Origin of the sequence: Kitasatospora sp. NPDC096077 (genome assembly GCF_040303245.1) — a bacterium.
Taxonomy (GTDB): Bacteria; Actinomycetota; Actinomycetes; order Streptomycetales; family Streptomycetaceae; genus Kitasatospora.
The window spans coordinates 119,982-136,314 of record NZ_JBEOSV010000011.1 but is presented as its reverse complement, the minus strand read 5'-3'; the positions used below and the strand labels follow the sequence as shown (position 1 = coordinate 136,314).

Genomic DNA, 16,333 nt, shown 5'->3' with positions numbered 1-16,333 from the left:
GTCGCGAATCTCAGCATCGCGGCTGACACTGAGTATCAGATTAGGAACCTGTATCCGAAGAAGCAAACGAGTGTGTCGGAGTACACTCGTCCCCATGAGTGCAGCGCCAGTCGGTACCCGTGAGATCAGCCGCCACGCGGTACGAGCAGAGCTGGCCCGCGTCGCGTTCAACCGGTTCTGCCTCACCGGCTTCGACCAGGTCACCTTCGCCGACCTCTCCGAAGCCGCCGGAGTGTCGCGGAGCACCTTCCTGCGCTACTTCGGCACCAAGGAAGACGTGGTCCTGTTCGTCTTCGACCCCGTCGGTGGCGTCATCACCGACGCGCTCGATGCCGAGCCGGCTGACCAGGACGACTGGAGCAGGCTGCGCAACGTCCTGGAGGCAGCCGTGAGGTTCCTCGTGGGCGACGTTCAGGAACTCGTGACGATCCTCGGCCTCATCGAGCAGACCCCGGCCCTGTGCGCACGCCTCCGCGAGAAGCAGGCTGAATGGCGACCGGAGATCGTCGCCCGCCTGCAGAAGACGACCTCCTCGACCGACGGATCATCGGTCATCGCCAACGTTCGGGTAGCGGCGGCGCTCGAAGTCCTGTGGATCGTCCTCGGGCAATGGAGTGCGAGCGACGGCCGAGAGGACCTCGGCGAACTGCTGGATACTGCGTTCGCCGCCTTCTCGACCCCGGCATGCCGGCAGACGGACGCTCCGTTGTAAGGAGCTCGCCGTGGAGCTGTCGCTGGAGTCGGACCAGGCCAGGCAGGAGCTCGGCAGCCCATCGGCAGTCACTCCCTTGAGCCGCACCAGGTCATCTCGACCGCAGTGTGGCGGGGCCCTCGTGGAATCCGAGGGCCCCGCCACACCCGCGCCGCCTCAGCGGGCGATCAGCTTGCGGACCGCGTCGCTGACCTCGGGCAGCTCGCCGGGGAGCGCCCACTGGTGCGCGTCGTGTTCGGTGAGGACGACCGGCTCGGTCTTCTCCACGGTGACGGCGAAGTTGAACTGGCGGGTGGTGCCGCCGCGGCTGTTCCGGTAGTCGAAGTGTCCGATGTAGCCGGTGATCTGGCCGATGGTCAGGCCGGTCTCCTCGGCGGTCTCCCTGTGCAGGGCGTCCAGGATGGTCTCCCCGGCCTCGACTGTTCCGGAGGGGATCTCCCACATCCCGCCCATGTAGTCGTCGGGGTTGCGACGCACGAGCAGGACCCGCCCGTCGTGGTCGATCACGGCGGCGGCGACGAAGCCGGTGATGCCGGCAGCTTCGGCATCGGCCGCCAGGCCGGCCACGAACTCGGGGGAGGTGACGGTCACTGCAGCTCCTCGTGATGGTCGCTGATCTTGATGGCCGCGCGAACGTACTGCTCGGCCAGTTCGAGATCCTGCTCACGATGCCAGACCGGGAGCTTGATCATGTGGTGGTGGGCGTACTCGGCGACGGGGAAGTCACCCGGCACCGCTTCTGGCGGTGCCGGGCGCCGTGCGTTTCGGGTTGCCGCCGGTCAGACCAGGGCCGGCAGGACGCCGCGCGGCCAGTGGCCGAGCCAGAACGCCGCGGTGGACGGCTCGCTCTGACCCTCGGTCGAGCCGTCGTGGGGCAACAGCTCGGTGGGAGCGATGTAGCCCTCGCCGGGGTCCAGCCGGATGCGGAGGACTCGCAGGGACCGGTGGCTGGCGACGTAGGCCCGCAGGTCGTCAGTGTGCGGGTAGCGGCTGCCCGGGTCGCTGTAGAGCGTGCGGCAGATCGTGCGGATATCGAGGTCAGCGAGCAGAAGGTAGCAGGCTCCCGGGCCGAGGTTGAAGCACAGGCGCCGACGGCCGGTGTCCTTGCTGTCGTAATCGAGCCGGTCCCAGTTGTCGACGTGCAGCCCGATGCGGCGCCCGTCCTGGTAGTTGGGGGTGGTGGTCAGGGCCTTGGCGGGGCTGGCGGCCTGGCCGAGGTGGACGGCGTCCGGGTCGCCGAGCGGGTCCGCCAGAGCCGCCAGGCTGACCGGCGCCGGGCCATCAGGAAGCTTGACCAGCTCCACCAGCGTGTCGTCCGCAGTGGTGGCATCCGGCTTGAGGCGTGCGGCCAGCTCGGTGGCCAGGGGCTGCCAGGGGCCGGCGGGCAGGACCGCCCCTGACTCGTAGTCCGCCTCGTTGAGGACAGTGCGGACCCCGGCGGTCTCGCACCGGCTGATCAGGGCGGCAGGATCGGTGTGGGCTACGGCAAGGTTCAATCCGGGCTCCTCCCGGGTCGGGTCACCGGCGCTCGTGGAGCGTGTCGCCGAAGGTCACGTCCAGCTCGCCGATCAGGGCTTCGGCGAGTTCGGCCTGCTGGGCGCGGTCGATGATCACCTTGCCGAGGCTGGACACCCCTCGCAGCGAGGTCAGGTCGTTGCCGCGCAGGTCGAGGTCCTTGTACTTGCCCCGGGCGAACTCGGTCAGCCGCAGCGTGCACGCGTCCAGGACCGCCCCGCCGAGGTCACAGCCGGTGAAGGTCGCCTCGGTGAGCACGCACTTGGAGAACACGACCGGGCCGGTGGCCCGGACCTGATCGAAGCTCGCGTAGTCGAACTTGCAGTTCTCGAAGAGCACGTTGTCCAGGTTCAGGCCGGTCAGGTTGCCGCCCATGAGCTTGCAGTTGCGGAAGAACACGCGGGTCAGCTTGCTGTCGGTGATGCGGGCGGTGGCCAGGTCGCAGGTGTCGAACTCGACGGAGTCGAGGCGAACCTTGTCGAGCTGAACGCGGTCGGCCCGCAGAGCGCTGACGCGGCCGGTGATGAGGCTGGTCTCGGCGAGGTCAAGGTCGCGCAGGTCGGCGTCGCCGTACTGGAAGTCCTGGACGATGCCCCGGGCGGAGTCCAGGGTGGTGACATTGGACAGGTAGAGGCCGGGCTCGTCCAGGCGGGGCAGGGCGACGGTGACGCGGCCGAAGGTGATGCTGTCCACGGGGGCTCCGCTCTCTTGGTGGGCCGGGCCCGCACCGCAGGTGCGGGCCCGGCTGGTTCGGGTGACGCTATTTGCCCTTGTTGTTCCAGTTGTCCCAGGTGGGACGGTTGTCGAACTTGGGCGCCGGGTTGTCCCAGGTGGGTCGGTTGTCGAACTTCGCGACAGCGACCTCGGTGCCGGTGCCGGTGGTGAGGTCGGTGATCACGGGGGTGTCGCTGACGGCCAGCAGTTCGAGCAGGGTCATGCGGCTTGCTCCTCTCGGACGGTATCGGACAGGGCGGTGACCAGGGCCTGCCGGGACACGCGGCAGTAGTTCGTCTCGGTGGTGTCCAGGCGACCGTTCTCGAAGTAGCGATTGCCGGCCTGGGCTCCCCGGCAGAAGCCGAAGAACTCGCAGGTGGCCTCGCACTCGTCCAGGCCGGTCAGGAACTCGCGCACGTACCGGAGGTGGTGGGCGCGGTCCAGCATGGAGCCGATGGTCTGCTCCAGGACGTTCCCGGCCCGGAAGTCCTCGTAGGCCGGGTCGGTGATCCCGGCGAGTTCGGGCGAGAGCAGGACGACATCGCCGTTGGAGGCGACGGTCGGGATGGGGTCGATCAGGGCCTGGTCCCAGGCGGTGTGCCGCCCGGCGCGGACCGCCCGCAGGTAGCCGCCGAGCCGGTCGATCTCGCGGATGGTCAGGCCCGGGTTGGTACGGGACCAGGCGATGGTGCGGCGCCAGAACTCGCGGGCCTGCTCGACGGTCGGAACAGCGCGCTCGGTGTTGGCACCCTCGGCCTCTTCCATGCTCAACCCCACGGTGTGGCAGCCGAGCTCGGCGGTGAAGTCGAGCAGGTTCTCGGGCTCGCCGATGCTCTCCGCACTGACGACGGAGATGACCGAGAACCTGGTGCCGTGCTCACGCAGCCGGCCGATTCCCTTCATGATTCGATCGAAGGCCGGGCGCCCGCCCCAGTCCACACGCTGGCGGTTGAGGGCGACCGGGCCGTCGATGCTCACCCCGACCCGGAACCCGTACTCGGCCAGGAAGTCGCACCAGGCCGGGGTGATGAGCACGCCGTTGGTCTGCACCGAGTGCTCAACGAGCCCAGCCTGCCGCAACGGCTCGAACGGGGCCAGCAGCTCGGCGAGGCGGTTACGACCGACCGCCAGCGGCTCGCCGGCGTGCCAGACGACCTCGACCGGTTCCGGGGATGTGGTGTCGGCGAACTCGGCGATCGAGGCCGCCACGGCTTCGGCGACGGCTACCGGCATTGGGGTCCGCCGCTTGCGGGCGGGCAGATAGCAGTAAGTGCAGTCGAGGTTGCAGATCGAGTCGGGCTGGGCGACCACCGTCTTGGGGCGGCGGGCGACGCGGCGGCGGTAGCGGGCCAGGGTGTGCATCGTGCTGGCTCCTCGCTCGGTCAGAGGGATTCGGCTCCCGGTGCCTGGTGCCAGGCACCGCCCCAGGGAAGGAAGGGCGACGTTACGCAACCAGTGAACGACAGTCAGCTACCGGACCGTGAGGCAGAGTGCGAGCCTTCGCACTGTGCAGCGAACCGGAAAACTTGACCGCCCCATTACCCGTTCCCCTGCACACCACGTCACAGCGCGGCTACGTTGATCGCATGGTGGCCAACGTCGCACTCCGCCTCCAGATGGCCGAACGCCGCATGACGAAGGCAGAGTTAGCCCGCGAGGTGAACGCCGAGGTCGAGATCCTCACAGGGAAGCCCGGCACGGTTTCAGAGCGCACAGTGCACAACTGGCTGACCGGTCGGACCCGTTGGCCTCCGGTGAAGATACGCCTCGCGCTCACGGCAGTATTCGACTGCCTGCCCGAGGAACTGGGCTTCACCCCCACGGGGCGGACCCGCAGCGCAACGGAGGAAGACGTGAGGCGACGCGACTTCATAGCGACTGCCGGAGGCACGGCGGTGGCCGTGCTGACCGGCACCGCAGCCACGGCCGGACCGCGTCGGATCGGGATCAGCGACGTGCAGCGGTTGCAGGCCCGCTTTGCCGAGGTCGTCGCCAGCGACCACCGCCACGGCGGGCGGCTCAGCATCGAGACGCGCGCCGGCCAACTCGCCGACGAAGCCCTCGCCCTCCAGGAGCTCGGCACCGCCACTCAGCGGATCAGGGCCCAGCTGTACGCCAGTGCGGCCTCCTTCATGTCGAGCGCGATGTGGGCTGCCATCGACGGCCGCCGCTTCGAGGCCGCCCTCCAGTACCACCAGAAGGCCGCCTCGCTGGCCGCGATGTCCGGCGACAGCGGCATCCAGTTCCGCATCTGGTCCCACGCCGGCAGCCTGTACCGCCACCTCGGCCGCCCCGGCGACGCGCTCGCCGCCAACGATGTGGCCCGCAACCTCCCTATCGCCCGTCGCGACTCGCTGTTCGCCTCCCTCGGACATGCCCGCCACGCGGCCATCCACGGCCTGACCGGCGACACCAACGCCGTCCGCCGCTCGCTCGGCCACGCGCAGGACGCCCTCGACCGGGCCGACCCCGGCGCCTCCCGCCCACTGTGGATAACCGCGTTCTACGACCAGTCGGAACTCGAGTCCCTGGCCCTGGCCGCCTACCTGTCGGCAGGTAGCTGGGAGGAGGCCGAGGCCCACGCACACCGCAGCATGGCCCTTCGCCGGGGCGCCATGCAGCGCTCGCACGCGATCACCACCGTCCGCCTCGCCCACGCCCAGCTCGGCCAAGGCGCCCTCGAACCCGCCATCGCCACCGCCATGTCGGTGCCGACCGAGGTGTCCGCACACCCGCGGGTCACCGGGATGCTGACCGCTTTCGGCACCAAGCTCACCGACCTCGCGGCCGGAAGCCACCCGGCCCGCACCTGGGCCCAGCACGCCCGTGACACCAGGAGGACCACCGCGTGACCGTCGAGCTCCGCCACCACACCGACCTGACCGACCAGGCCCGCCAGGACCTGCTCGACGTCTACGCGGACGTCCGGGCGCCCCTACTGCACCTGGTCAACTACCGCGTCGAGACGTTCGCCGAACGCGTCGACCGGCACGCCACCGAGCCCGGATTCGAACTCGTCCTCGGCTACGACGGCGAGGTGCCGGTCGGGTACGCCTACGGCAACACCGCCGACACCGGTGACCGGTACTGGAAGCGCATGACCGAACCCCTGCCCGACGGCTACACCGACACCCCCGTGCTGGTCATCAAGGAGATCGGCGTCCGCACCCCCTGGCGCGGCACCGGCACCGCCCGCCGCATCCACGACGAACTCCTCGCCCACCGCTCCGAAGACCGAGTCACCCTCATGGTCAACCCGCTCGCCGGAGACGGCAAGGTCCAGGATCTGTACGAGAGCTGGGGCTACCAGGCCATCAACAGCCAGCAGCCCTCACCCGACTCGCCCCGACTAACCGCCATGATCCGCGCGATCTGAACAAGCGAACGGATCGTCACGACCTGCGTGGGACACGGCAAGTGCAACGACTCCGCCCGAGTAAATGCCGAGGTCAGACTTCACCGAACTCGCCAGCGACGGTCGCGGCGACGAAGGATCGCCAGGCGGCGATGGGAAAGAGGAGCACCGGCCCCTCAGGGTCCTTCGAGTCACGGACAGGCCTCACGCCGGAAAGGCCTGGGGCTACCTCAACGCAGGAGCCGCCGTTGTCGCTATAGCTCGACTTCACCCAGCGCGCCACCTCGACGCAACTCCCGCCGTTGCCGCTATAGCTAGACCTGATCCATGTAGCGCCGGTCAGATCCAGATGCTCCGTACGACTCATGATCGAAGTCCCCTTCCAGGCTTCGCGAATCATGGCGAGGGCGCGGCATCGTCAGTGGCCGCCGAACTCGCCGGCGACGGTCGCGGCGATGAAGGACTGCCAGGCGTCGGCCGGGAAGACCAGCGCCGGGCCCGTCGCATCCTTCGAGTCACGGACCGGAACGACGCCGGGGAAGTCGGGCGAGACCTCCACGCAGGTCCCACCATTGTCGGAGTACGACGACTTGAACCAGGAAGCGCGGGACAGATCGAGGCTGGTCATGGGTCAAAGTTCCTTTCGGGCCCGGTGAAGCAGGTCGAGGGTCGCAGCTCTGGTCAGCGCTTCCACCTGAAACCGATCGTAGGCCCTTTCCCACGCTCTGACAGTCCTGTCTTCCCTTACGACAAAGCCTTGTTCGGCGGACTCCGTGTAGCCGACCACGGAGCGGTCAGCGAACGTCAGCAAAGTGACGACGGATCGGAACGGGGCATGTTCAGCCATCCCGAACGGGGCCACCTGGAAGATCACGTTCGGCCTGGTCGCGAGCTCCGCCAGATGGTCGAGCTGCGCGCGCATCGTCGCGGCGCCACCGACCGGGCGGCGGATGCCACTCTCGTCTATCACTGCGTGGATGAGGGGCGGGTCCGCGCGCCTGAGGAGCCGCTGGCGCGCGACGAGAAAGCGCACTCGATCGTCGGCCTGATCCTGCGTGCTGCTTCCTCGCTGCACGGCCGCCGCCTCTCGCGCAGCAGCGTAGGCCTTGGTCTGGAAGAGCCCTGGAATGAGGATCGGCTCGAAGATCCTGATCTTCGCCGCACGCGCCTCCTGCGCAGCATGCTCGGGGAAGCCCTCCAAGAAGCCCTTCTTCCGCATCCCGACCCACATCAACTCCAGCGTCTGCCCCGTCCCGAGCGCCTTGTCGGCCGCCCTGGCGAAGTCCCTGCTGGTGGATTTGCGGCCGGTTTCCACCGCCGAGATGTAGCTGTCCGAGTACCCCATGAGGGCGCCCAACTCCCCCTGGGTCCAGCCCAGGGCCTCCCGCGAACTGCGGAGCAGTGCGCCGAAGGAGTGGCGCGGGGATGCCGTCGGGTCAAGTTCCTTGCGGTTCATGACTCACGCTCAATTCCACTTGCGGTGCAGACAAGTTGAACGATTCCCCAGCATAGCCCACAGTGGACACACCCGGTAGTCGTACAGCTACAGAGAGGGATGTACGTTGAGCCGCCCCACCGCTCCCGAGACCTTGCAGCGCCTCCAGGTGGTCATCTACCTGGCGAAGCGCGACTCCGCCTTCCCCGAGCGCGAGTTGGCCCTCTGCGAGGCCTACGCCACCGCCTTCAACTGGGACATCTCCCTCATCGTCGTCGACGACGAGGCCGACGTCCGCGGGCCGGAGTACCGCCCCATGCTGCAGGCCGCCCTTCGCCAGATCACCGACCGGCAGGCCGGCGCGATCCTCGTCCCCACCAAGGCGACCATCTCCCCCATCGACGGCGAGTTCAACGAGTTCGCCGAACGCGTGGAGAAGGCCTCCGGCTTCATCCAGGTGGCGACCCGGCGATGACGAACGACTCCTGCTCCCCGTACGCCATCGTCCCGGCCGATCCCCCTCCCGGCTTCACCTACCAGGCCTGGGTCGTCCGCGACCGCGACTCCGGCCACCTGGTCAAGGCCCTGCCGCCGGCCGACGAACCGCTCCGCTTCTACTCCTTCGCCCACGCCGAGGCCTGGATCCGCAAGAACGAGCCCCAGCCCGCGTTCGAGGTCCGCCTGATCGCCGCCCACAGCCCGCACTTCCTCCAGCTCGACTCCTGGGGCATCTGGAACCTCAACCACCACGAGTACCTCCGCGTCCCCGGCTCCTCCTTCCGCATCCGGCGCTTCTACACCCACGCCGCCGCCGAGGCCTTCCGCCAGGACCTCTCCCACCCCGCCGGCTGATCGCCGAACCGCTCAAGGCCCCGCGTGATGTCGCCCCCGGAGAATTCGCGACTCCGGGGGCATCTCCATGCTGCACCGGAGCCCGAGCCGGCCGTTCCACGGCCCAGGACGAGGCGCGGGCGGGGAGCCACACCCACGAGCAGTCGACTACCCTGCCATCGACAACGAATTCGAGCAGGTGGACGAGTGGATTCCCCGCACCAGAGGGCCGGTTCCTGGGACGACCGACTGGGTTGGTCCCACGGTCTGATCTCCGACCGTCGCGAAGAGCGCGAAGCCGCCATGGCCCATCTGACCAGGATGCAGGACCTGGTCCGGGCCGCGCTCGACGCGTACAACCACCTTCTCCTCCTGGGCCGCCACTCGGCCGGGCCGCAGCTCGATGCGGCGACGGCGGAGGCGAACGACCTCTGGCGCGCCCGCCAGGCGCACTCCTTCCCCGACAGCCTGTGGGGGCGCCCAGCCGCCGCAGACCTGACGGACTGGCCGGGACTGCCCTACGCCCTGCTCTTCCTCGAACGGGAGGCGCGGTACCCGGAGGAGTGGACCCGGGGTGCCAAGTCCTGGGGGACGAAGCAACGACTGATCAGGGACCTGGCCGCCGCCCGCCTCGACGCGCGGACGCGGGCGAAGCTCGTCGAGCTCATCGGGATCGTCGTCGCACGGCCCTACCGCTGCAAGGACCGCGAGTTCGTCCGCCTCGCCCGGTCCGTCGACGGGGAGGACCTCCGGCGCGGGATCGCGGCCGCCGCGGCATTCGACAGTCCGTGGGCTCGGATCCATGCGGGCTACCTGGAGTGGATGCTCGACCATCCCGACACCCCGAACTCCCGCCGCGTCTGGCGCACTTGGCTTGCCACGGATCGGGCCTAGCGGAACCGATCCGCGACGGCGCGCAACCTTTCGACGGTCTCAAGTCATCGATCAGTTGAATGATCGAACTGTAGGCCGAACGAAGGGGACCCGGTGCGGACTGCTCGCAGTGCAGCCGTCCTGTTGGCCGTGGGGGTCATGGCATCCCTCACCCTCACCACGGGGGACTCCTTCTCGGAGAGCAGACCGCACGCCGCCGCCCCCGACCCCACGGCCCCCGAAGCGGACCCGACACCCGCCCCGACACCAAGTCCCACCCCCACCCCCACCCCCACCTGGGACGGCCAGGTCAAGCTGATCGGCGACGGCTCGACCTCCTACACCGGCCCCCAGCCCAAACAACCCACCCCCGAGAAGCTCAAACCCGGGGAGAAACCGCCCCAGTTCGTGGTCTTCTCCTGGGACGGCGGCCTGGAGGGCGACGACCACCTGTTCTCCCGCTTCCGAAAGCTCGGCGCGGAGAACAACGCCCAGATGACCTACTTCCTCTCCGGCCTCTACACCCTCCCCAAGGCCAAGCGCTCCCTCTACCACCCGCCCCAGCACGACCCGGGCGCCGCCTCGATCGACTACGCGACCGACCCCCACATCAGGGACACCCTGGAACAGCTGCGGCTGGCCTGGCTGGACGGCAACGAGATCGGCACCCACTTCAACGGCCACTTCTGCGGCAAGAAGGGCGGCGGCGACTGGAGCACGGACGAGTGGAAGAGCGAGCTCGACCAGGCCGTCTCCTTCGTCACCCACTGGAAGACCAACACCGGCTACAAGGACCTCCCGGCCCTCCCCTTCGACTACACCAAGGAGTTGGTCGGCGGCCGGGCCCCCTGCCTGGAGGGGCAGAAGAACCTGCTCCCGGCCGAGAAGGCGGCGGGCTTCCGCTACGACGCCAGTTCCCCGGGGGAGTTCCAGGTCTGGCCGGTCAAGACCAAGGAGGGCATCTGGAACTTCCCGCTCCAGATGCTGCCGTTCCCCGCCAGGTCGAGCCAGGGCCTGTCGATGGACTTCAACTTCCTGGCCGGCCAGTCCGGGAACAGCACCAAGGGCGACCCGAAGAAGTTCGACATGTGGGAGAAGGAGGCCCGGGAGAGCTACCTGGCCGGCTTCGAGCGGGTCTACAACGGCAGCCGGGCCCCGCTGTTCATCGGCAACCACTTCGAGGACTGGAACGGCGGCATCTACATGGACGCCGTCGAGGACGTGGTGAAGGACGTCTGCCACCGGGACGGCGTCCGCTGTGTGACGTTCCGTCAGGTCGCCGACTGGCTGGACGTCCAGGACCCGAAGGTCCTGGACAAGCTGCGCGCCCTCGACCCGGGCCAGCCCGCCGACTGGTCCCGCCTGGTGAAGTGACCGCCGGCCCCCTGCCGTCCCCGGAAGGACGGGCAGGGGGCCGGTAGCGCCCTCAGGCGAGCGGCTTGTGGACGACGGCCTTGGCGTGGCTGAACGTCTCGATCGAGTACTCGCCGTGGTAGCGGCCCATGCCGCTCTCGCCGACGCCGCCGAACGGCAGCTCGGGCATGGCCAGGTAGGAGACCGGCAGGCCGAAGGAGAGCGCGCCCGAGGAGGTCTCCTCGGTCAGCCGCCGCTTGGTCTCGTCCGACTCGGTGAAGGCGTACAGCGCGAGCGGCTTGTCCCGCTCGTTGATGAAGGCGATCGCGGCGTCCAGGTCGGGCACGGCGATGATCGGCAGGATCGGGCCGAAGATCTCCGCGCGCATCACCGGGGCGTCCGGGGAGACGTCGGCCAGGACGGTCGGGGCGAGGTAGCGCTGCGACCGGTCCTGTTCGCCGCCGGTGACGGTCCGCCCGTCGGCGAGCAGGGCGGCGAGGCGGTCGAAGTGACGCTCGTTGACGATCCGCCCGTACAGCGCGCTGGCGGCCGGGTCCGGTCCGTACAACTCCTCTACTGCTGCGGCGAGTTCGGCCTCCAGCGCGGCGGCCGTGTCGCCGATGGCGAGCACGTAGTCCGGGGCGACGCAGGTCTGGCCGGCGTTCTGGAACTTGCCCCGGGCGATCCGCTGGGCGGTGGCGGCCAGGTCGGCGCCGGGTTCGACCACGACCGGGCTCTTGCCGCCGAGCTCCAGGGTGACCGGCGTGAGGTGCTGGGCGGCGGCGGTCATGACGATCCGCCCGACCGTGCCGTTGCCGGTGTAGAAGATGTGGTCGAAGCGCTGCTCCAGCAGCGCGGTGGTCTCGGGGACGGCGCCCTCGACGACCGCCACCGCCTCCTGGTCGAGGTACTCGGGCAGCAGGCGGGCGATCGCGGCGGAGGTCGCGGGGGCGAGCTCGCTGGGCTTGACCACGACCGCGTTGCCGGCGGCCAGCGCGCCGACCACCGGGGCCAGGGCGAGCTGGAGCGGGTAGTTCCACGGCGCGATGACCAGCACCACGCCGAGCGGGTCGCGCACCACGCTCGCCTCGGCGGGCCGGAACGCCTCCGGCACGGCGGCCGGCTTCGGGCTCAGCCACTGCTCCAGGTGCGTCACGGCGTGGTCGAGCTCGTTGATCGTGAAGCCGATCTCGCTGCGGTACGCCTCGGCCGGGCTCTTGCCCAGGTCCGCGTGCAGGGCCTGCTGGAGCGCCTCGGTCTGCTCGGTGAGCAGGGCGCGCAGGGCGGCCAGCTGGGCCCGGCGCCAGGCGAGCGGCTTGGTACGGCCGGTGGCGAAGGTGGCGCGCAGGCGGGCGACGGTGTCCGCGACGGTCATCGTGGTGTCGGTCGGAGTCATGAGGTGGTGCAGTCCCTTCCGGATGACTTGAAGAGGTAGATGGTTCATATCCTCAAGCAATATGGACGCTAAACCTCAATGATTGAAGATGTCAAGCATTCCGCCTATGCTGGTGTCATGCCCGATACGTCCGAGTCGCCCGCCTCCCCCACCCCCGCCGATCTCATGGACCAGCTCGCCCGGGTGGCCGCGGCGTACTACCGCCGCTTCGCCGCGGCGGCCACCGTGCACGGGCTCACCCTGATGCAGGGCAAGATGCTCAGCCTGCTCCGCGGCCCCCGCCCGATGCGCACCCTCGCCGACCTGCTCGGCTGCGACGCCTCCAACGTCACCGGCATCGTGGACCGCCTGGAGGCCCGCGACCTGGTCCGCCGCGAGACCGACCCCGCCGACCGCCGGATCAAGAACGTGGTCCTCACCGAGGAGGGGGAACGGACCGTACGGCTGATCCGGAGCGAGCTGCTGTCCGACCCCACCACCCTGGAGCAACTGGACGAGGACGACCGCCGCACCTTCGGGGCTCTGCTGGACCGGGTCTTCCCGGCCCCGACCGCCCCGACCGCGTAGGGCGCCACCCCGCCGCCTCCACGAACCCCTACCCGGCCGCCTTCACGAACCCTTACCCCGCCGCCTTCATGAACGCCGTCCAGATCCGCCCCGGCAGGTCGGAGTCCGGGGTGTCCGGCGACGCCCCGCCGAGGCCCTCCAGCGACAGCAGCTTCATGTCCTTCAGGTCCGCCCGGAACACCGTGACCGCCGTCGCCAGCCGCCCGTCGTAGCCGACCGTCCACCCGGCCGTACGGTCCGGCGTGGTGCCGAACTTGCCCGCCACGTCCGGGCCCGCCTCCGCCAGCGCCTTGGCGCTCCCGCCGCGCACCGCCCCCTTGAGCGCCGCGTCCACGTCCCGCGCCACCCCCGCCGGCAGCGCCTGGGAGGCGGTGGGCAGCCGCAGCGCGAGCGGCTCGCCGTTGCGGGTGACCTGGAGCACCGAGTACGGGTCGGTGTGGCTGCCGCCGGCCGCGAAGGCGGCGTACGCGTCGGCGGCCCGGATCGCGCTCGGCCTGGAGTTGCCGACCCCGAAGGCGGGCACCAGCTCGCCCAAGCTGTCGGGCAGCAGGCCCAGAGCCGCCGCGGTCTGCTGGACCTTGTCCAGGCCGACGTCCATGCCGAGCTGCATCATCGGCCCGTTGACGGACTGCTCCACCGCGCTGCGCAGCGAGACCCGGCCCCAGTTCCGCTTGCCGTCGTTGGCGGTCTTCACGATCTTCCCGTCCCGCCCCCAGTACGGGCCCTCCGGGGTCAGCACGTTCACCCCGTTGTCGCCGTCATAGACGGTGTCGGGCGTCACCGGGGTCCGGTCGCCGCCGCGCTTGTGCTGCACGCCCTGACTGAGGCCGGCCGCGTACACCAGCGGGGTGAAGGCCGAACCGATGGGCACGGACGAGGTGTTGGCGTTGTCGAAGCCCTGCTTCAGGTAGTCGGGACCGCCGTAGAGCGCGACGATCCGCCCGTCCGGGGCCACCGAGGCCGCGCCGACCTTGAGCAGTTTGTCGGCCTCCCGGCTGTTGGGGTCGATCCCCTGGGTGGCGTCCCGCACCGCCGCCGTGAGGGCGGCGACCTTCGTCTTCTCGAAGGTGGTGTGGATCTGGTGGCCGCCGAGGTCGAACTGGGCCGGGGTGATATCGCTGTGGCCCTCCACGTAGCCGCGGGCCATGTCCACCAGGTAGCCGATCTGGCCGCTCAGCCCGGCCGCCTTCGGCTGCGGCCGAGGCTCGGGGAACACCGTGTAGGTGGCGCGCTCGGCGGCGGAGAGCTTTCCGGTGTCGACCATCCGGTCCAGGATCCAGGCCCACCGGTCCTCGGCGCGCTGGTGGTTGTCCGCGCTCAGCGCCGGGTCGAACTGCCCGGCGCCCTTCAACAGGGCGGCCAGCAGGGCCCCTTCGCTCGGGTTGAGCTGCGACACGTCCTTGCCGTAGTACGCGGCCGCGGCCCGCTCGATGCCGTAACTGCCGCGCCCGAACCAGCTGGTGTTCAGGTAGCCGGCCAGGATGTCCTGCTTGCTCATCCGTTGGTCCAGCTTGATCGCGATGACCATCTCGCTGAGCTTGCGGGACATGTCCTGGCGCTGGTTGAGGTAGATGTTCTTGACGTACTGCTGGGTGATGGTCGAGCCGCCCTGGGTGTCGCCGCCGGTGGCCATCGCGACGACCGCGCGCCCGATGCCGGAGACGGAGATCCCCGGGTCCGAGTAGAACGTCGCGTTCTCGGCCGACAGCACCGCCCACTGCACCGGCTCGGGCACCCGGTCCAGCGGCACCTCCTGCCGGTTGGTCTCGCCGACCCGGGCCATCTCGGTGCCGTCCGCCCAGTAGTAGACGTTGTTCTGCTGGGTGGCGAAGGCGTTGAGGTCCGCCGGGACCTTGGTGACCGTGAAGAACCAGGCCACCAGGCCGGTCAGCGCCACCGTCGGCAGCCCCAGGACCACCAGCAGCTGCCGCCAGGACGGCAGCCAGCGGCGGACCCCGCGCCGACCGCGCCGCGGGTAGTCGATCCACCGCAGCGGACGCCACCGGCGGCGCCCGGGCCCCCGCTCCTCGACCCTGGCCTCGACCTCGGCTTCGACCCCGGCCTCGACCTCGACCTCGACCCCGGCCTCGACCTCGGCCTCGGCCTGCCCATCCTGCCGCCGTGCAGCACGCATCCGGTCTCCGATCTCCTGGGACGGCCCCCTCACTGGGATAGATGCGGTTCGGGCTGTTCCACGGGCGCCCGAACCCGGTGTGATCATGGTCATAGCAAACGCGGGAACCCCACCGGGACCCCACCGGGACCCCACGGCGACCTCATGGGACGCACCCGTCACGCCCTCCCCGCTCCGCGGCCGCCCCCGCGGACCGCCAGAATGACGCCATGAGGATGATCCACACCCTGCTCGGCGTGCTGCTGCTCCTGCTCGTCGTGGGCAGCATCCTGCGCACCCTGGTCGTCCCGCGCGGGCTCTACTCCGCCCTGGTGTACCGGCTGTGGGCCGTACTGCGCACCGTGCTGCGGCTGTGGGCCACCCCCTTCGGCACCTACCGGGCGCAGGACCGCGCGCTGACCTGGCTGGCGCCGCTGGTGCTGCTGGGCATGCTGGCGGTGTGGCTCAGCGGGATGCTGCTCGCCTACTCACTGATCCTGCACGGCACCTCGGACCTCAGCTGGACGGTGTCCGTCCGGGAGGCCGGGTCCAGCCTGTTCACCCTCGGCTTCGCCAGCGGGGAGCGGCTGCAGCTGTCCGCGATCGACTTCCTCGCCGCCGCCAGCGGCCCGCTGGTGATCGCCCTGCAGATCGCCTACCTGCCCACCCTGTACGCCGCCTACCAGCGGCGCGAGACCGAGGTGACGCTGCTGCAGTCCCGGGCCGGCGAGCCCGCCTGGGGCCCGGAGCTGCTCGCCCGACAGTCCCTGGTCGACACCGAGACCGCGCTCCCCCAGCTCTACCGCGACTGGGAGCGGCTGGCCGCCGACATCGGCGAGAGCCACTCCAACTACCCGGTGCTGCTGTCCTTCCGCTCCCCGCAGGCCAACCGCAGCTGGGTGGTCGGGCTGATCGCGGTGATGGACGCGGCCGCCCTGCACCTCGCCCTCTGCCCGCGCTCGGCCCCGCCCGAGGCCCGGCTGGTGATCCGGGCCGGCTTCACCGCGATGCGCGACATCGCCCGCTCGCTGCGCATCGACTTCGACGCCGACCCGGACCCGACCACCCCGATCCGGCTCACCTACGCCGAGTACCTGGGTGCGGTCGCGATGATCACCGCTGCGGGCTTCCCGCGCGAGCGCCCGGTCGAGGACGGCTGGCGGCACTTCAACGGCTGGCGGATCAACTACGAGGCCCTGGCCTACGAACTCGCCCGCCGCAGCGACTCCGTCCCCGCCCTCTGGACCGGCCCCCGCGACTTCCGCGCCCCGGTCATCCCCCCGGCCCGCCCGACCGACCGCCGCCCGGAAGCCCTCCGCCCGGGCCCGCCGGACGCCTGACCGGCCGATCCGGTAGGGTGGTGGATCGTACGTGCCGAAACAGGATGTTCCGTGGAGAAAGAGGGAGGTGGGGTTGATGACCGCGCTCATGGCCGCCGTGCGCAGCGTCCGGGTCTCCCTCACGTCCCG

The 16,333-nt window shown here is 70.0% G+C and carries 20 protein-coding genes; 9 read left to right on the top strand and 11 right to left on the bottom strand.

What is annotated here, in order from left to right; all coding sequences use genetic code 11:
- Positions 1-94 precede the first annotated feature (94 nt).
- A complete protein-coding gene (locus ABTZ03_RS13850; RefSeq protein WP_350513132.1) occupies positions 95-712 on the top strand; it encodes a TetR family transcriptional regulator in 618 nt (205 codons plus the stop codon).
- A 156-nt stretch (positions 713-868) separates the two neighbouring features.
- On the opposite strand, the gene ABTZ03_RS13845 is transcribed toward ABTZ03_RS13850, so the two are convergent.
- The 6 genes from ABTZ03_RS13845 to amcB form a co-directional block, all read right to left on the bottom strand.
- Positions 869-1,303: an NUDIX domain-containing protein gene (locus ABTZ03_RS13845; protein WP_350513131.1), complete on the bottom strand. Its 435-nt coding sequence runs from the start codon at positions 1,301-1,303 to the stop codon at positions 869-871.
- Entirely contained in the window at positions 1,300-1,446 is a 147-nt protein-coding gene (locus tag ABTZ03_RS13840; RefSeq protein WP_350513130.1) for a hypothetical protein, read from the bottom strand. The genes ABTZ03_RS13845 and ABTZ03_RS13840 overlap by 4 nt, the downstream gene beginning before the upstream one ends.
- Positions 1,447-1,491: 45 nt before the next feature.
- Complete coding sequence (locus ABTZ03_RS13835) at positions 1,492-2,208, bottom strand: hypothetical protein (protein WP_350513129.1); 717 nt, start codon at positions 2,206-2,208, stop codon at positions 1,492-1,494.
- A gap of 22 nt (positions 2,209-2,230) precedes the next feature.
- Positions 2,231-2,920, bottom strand: coding sequence for a pentapeptide repeat-containing protein (locus tag ABTZ03_RS13830; RefSeq protein ID WP_350513128.1), 690 nt, complete (start codon positions 2,918-2,920; stop codon positions 2,231-2,233).
- 67 nt (positions 2,921-2,987) lie between these two features.
- Positions 2,988-3,164 (bottom strand): multiple cyclophane-containing RiPP AmcA, encoded by a 177-nt coding sequence (gene amcA / locus ABTZ03_RS13825; RefSeq protein ID WP_350513127.1) that lies wholly within the window; start codon positions 3,162-3,164, stop codon positions 2,988-2,990.
- Positions 3,161-4,303 carry a cyclophane-forming radical SAM peptide maturase AmcB gene (gene amcB / locus ABTZ03_RS13820; RefSeq protein ID WP_350513126.1) on the bottom strand — a complete coding sequence of 381 codons (1,143 nt, stop codon included), beginning with the start codon at positions 4,301-4,303 and terminating at the stop codon, positions 3,161-3,163. Before amcB ends, amcA begins: the two co-directional genes overlap by 4 nt.
- A gap of 224 nt (positions 4,304-4,527) precedes the next feature.
- Here amcB and ABTZ03_RS13815 point away from each other — a divergent pair, with 224 nt between their 5' ends.
- Together ABTZ03_RS13815 and ABTZ03_RS13810 are read left to right on the top strand one after the other, a co-directional pair.
- A complete protein-coding gene (locus ABTZ03_RS13815) occupies positions 4,528-5,793 on the top strand; it encodes a helix-turn-helix domain-containing protein (RefSeq protein WP_502894459.1) in 1,266 nt (421 codons plus the stop codon).
- Positions 5,790-6,317 (top strand): GNAT family N-acetyltransferase, encoded by a 528-nt coding sequence (locus tag ABTZ03_RS13810; protein WP_350513124.1) that lies wholly within the window; start codon positions 5,790-5,792, stop codon positions 6,315-6,317. Before ABTZ03_RS13815 ends, ABTZ03_RS13810 begins: the two co-directional genes overlap by 4 nt.
- A gap of 73 nt (positions 6,318-6,390) precedes the next feature.
- On the opposite strand, the gene ABTZ03_RS13805 is transcribed toward ABTZ03_RS13810, so the two are convergent.
- Genes ABTZ03_RS13805 through ABTZ03_RS13795 form a run of 3 tightly spaced genes read right to left on the bottom strand, consistent with a single transcriptional unit; the run spans position 6,391 to position 7,752 of the window.
- Entirely contained in the window at positions 6,391-6,663 is a 273-nt protein-coding gene (locus tag ABTZ03_RS13805) for a DUF397 domain-containing protein (RefSeq protein WP_350513123.1), read from the bottom strand.
- 51 nt (positions 6,664-6,714) lie between these two features.
- Positions 6,715-6,924, bottom strand: a complete 210-nt coding sequence (locus ABTZ03_RS13800) for a DUF397 domain-containing protein (RefSeq protein ID WP_350513122.1) — start codon at positions 6,922-6,924, stop codon at positions 6,715-6,717.
- A 3-nt stretch (positions 6,925-6,927) separates the two neighbouring features.
- Positions 6,928-7,752, bottom strand: a complete 825-nt coding sequence (locus tag ABTZ03_RS13795) for a helix-turn-helix domain-containing protein (protein ID WP_350513121.1) — start codon at positions 7,750-7,752, stop codon at positions 6,928-6,930.
- 106 nt (positions 7,753-7,858) lie between these two features.
- Between ABTZ03_RS13795 and ABTZ03_RS13790 the strand changes: the two genes are divergently transcribed.
- The 4 genes from ABTZ03_RS13790 (at position 7,859) to ABTZ03_RS13775 (ending at position 10,809) form a co-directional block, all read left to right on the top strand.
- Positions 7,859-8,206 (top strand): recombinase family protein, encoded by a 348-nt coding sequence (locus ABTZ03_RS13790; RefSeq protein ID WP_350513120.1) that lies wholly within the window; start codon positions 7,859-7,861, stop codon positions 8,204-8,206.
- A complete protein-coding gene (locus ABTZ03_RS13785; protein ID WP_350513119.1) occupies positions 8,203-8,583 on the top strand; it encodes a hypothetical protein in 381 nt (126 codons plus the stop codon). Before ABTZ03_RS13790 ends, ABTZ03_RS13785 begins: the two co-directional genes overlap by 4 nt.
- Positions 8,584-8,865: 282 nt before the next feature.
- Positions 8,866-9,456: a hypothetical protein gene (locus ABTZ03_RS13780; RefSeq protein WP_350513118.1), complete on the top strand. Its 591-nt coding sequence runs from the start codon at positions 8,866-8,868 to the stop codon at positions 9,454-9,456.
- 138 nt (positions 9,457-9,594) lie between these two features.
- Entirely contained in the window at positions 9,595-10,809 is a 1,215-nt protein-coding gene (locus tag ABTZ03_RS13775) for a polysaccharide deacetylase family protein (protein ID WP_350513117.1), read from the top strand.
- A gap of 52 nt (positions 10,810-10,861) precedes the next feature.
- On the opposite strand, the gene ABTZ03_RS13770 is transcribed toward ABTZ03_RS13775, so the two are convergent.
- Positions 10,862-12,184, bottom strand: a complete 1,323-nt coding sequence (locus tag ABTZ03_RS13770; protein WP_350513116.1) for an aldehyde dehydrogenase family protein — start codon at positions 12,182-12,184, stop codon at positions 10,862-10,864.
- A gap of 117 nt (positions 12,185-12,301) precedes the next feature.
- Here ABTZ03_RS13770 and ABTZ03_RS13765 point away from each other — a divergent pair, with 117 nt between their 5' ends.
- Positions 12,302-12,751 carry a MarR family winged helix-turn-helix transcriptional regulator gene (locus tag ABTZ03_RS13765; protein WP_350513115.1) on the top strand — a complete coding sequence of 150 codons (450 nt, stop codon included), beginning with the start codon at positions 12,302-12,304 and terminating at the stop codon, positions 12,749-12,751.
- Between the two features lie 52 nt (positions 12,752-12,803).
- Here ABTZ03_RS13765 and ABTZ03_RS13760 read toward each other — a convergent pair whose 3' ends face one another.
- Positions 12,804-14,885: a transglycosylase domain-containing protein gene (locus tag ABTZ03_RS13760; protein WP_350513114.1), complete on the bottom strand. Its 2,082-nt coding sequence runs from the start codon at positions 14,883-14,885 to the stop codon at positions 12,804-12,806.
- A 209-nt stretch (positions 14,886-15,094) separates the two neighbouring features.
- Between ABTZ03_RS13760 and ABTZ03_RS13755 the strand changes: the two genes are divergently transcribed.
- On the top strand, positions 15,095-16,204 hold the full coding sequence (locus tag ABTZ03_RS13755; RefSeq protein WP_350513113.1) for a hypothetical protein: 1,110 nt from the start codon (positions 15,095-15,097) through the stop codon (positions 16,202-16,204).
- The last annotated feature ends 129 nt before the right edge of the window (positions 16,205-16,333 follow it).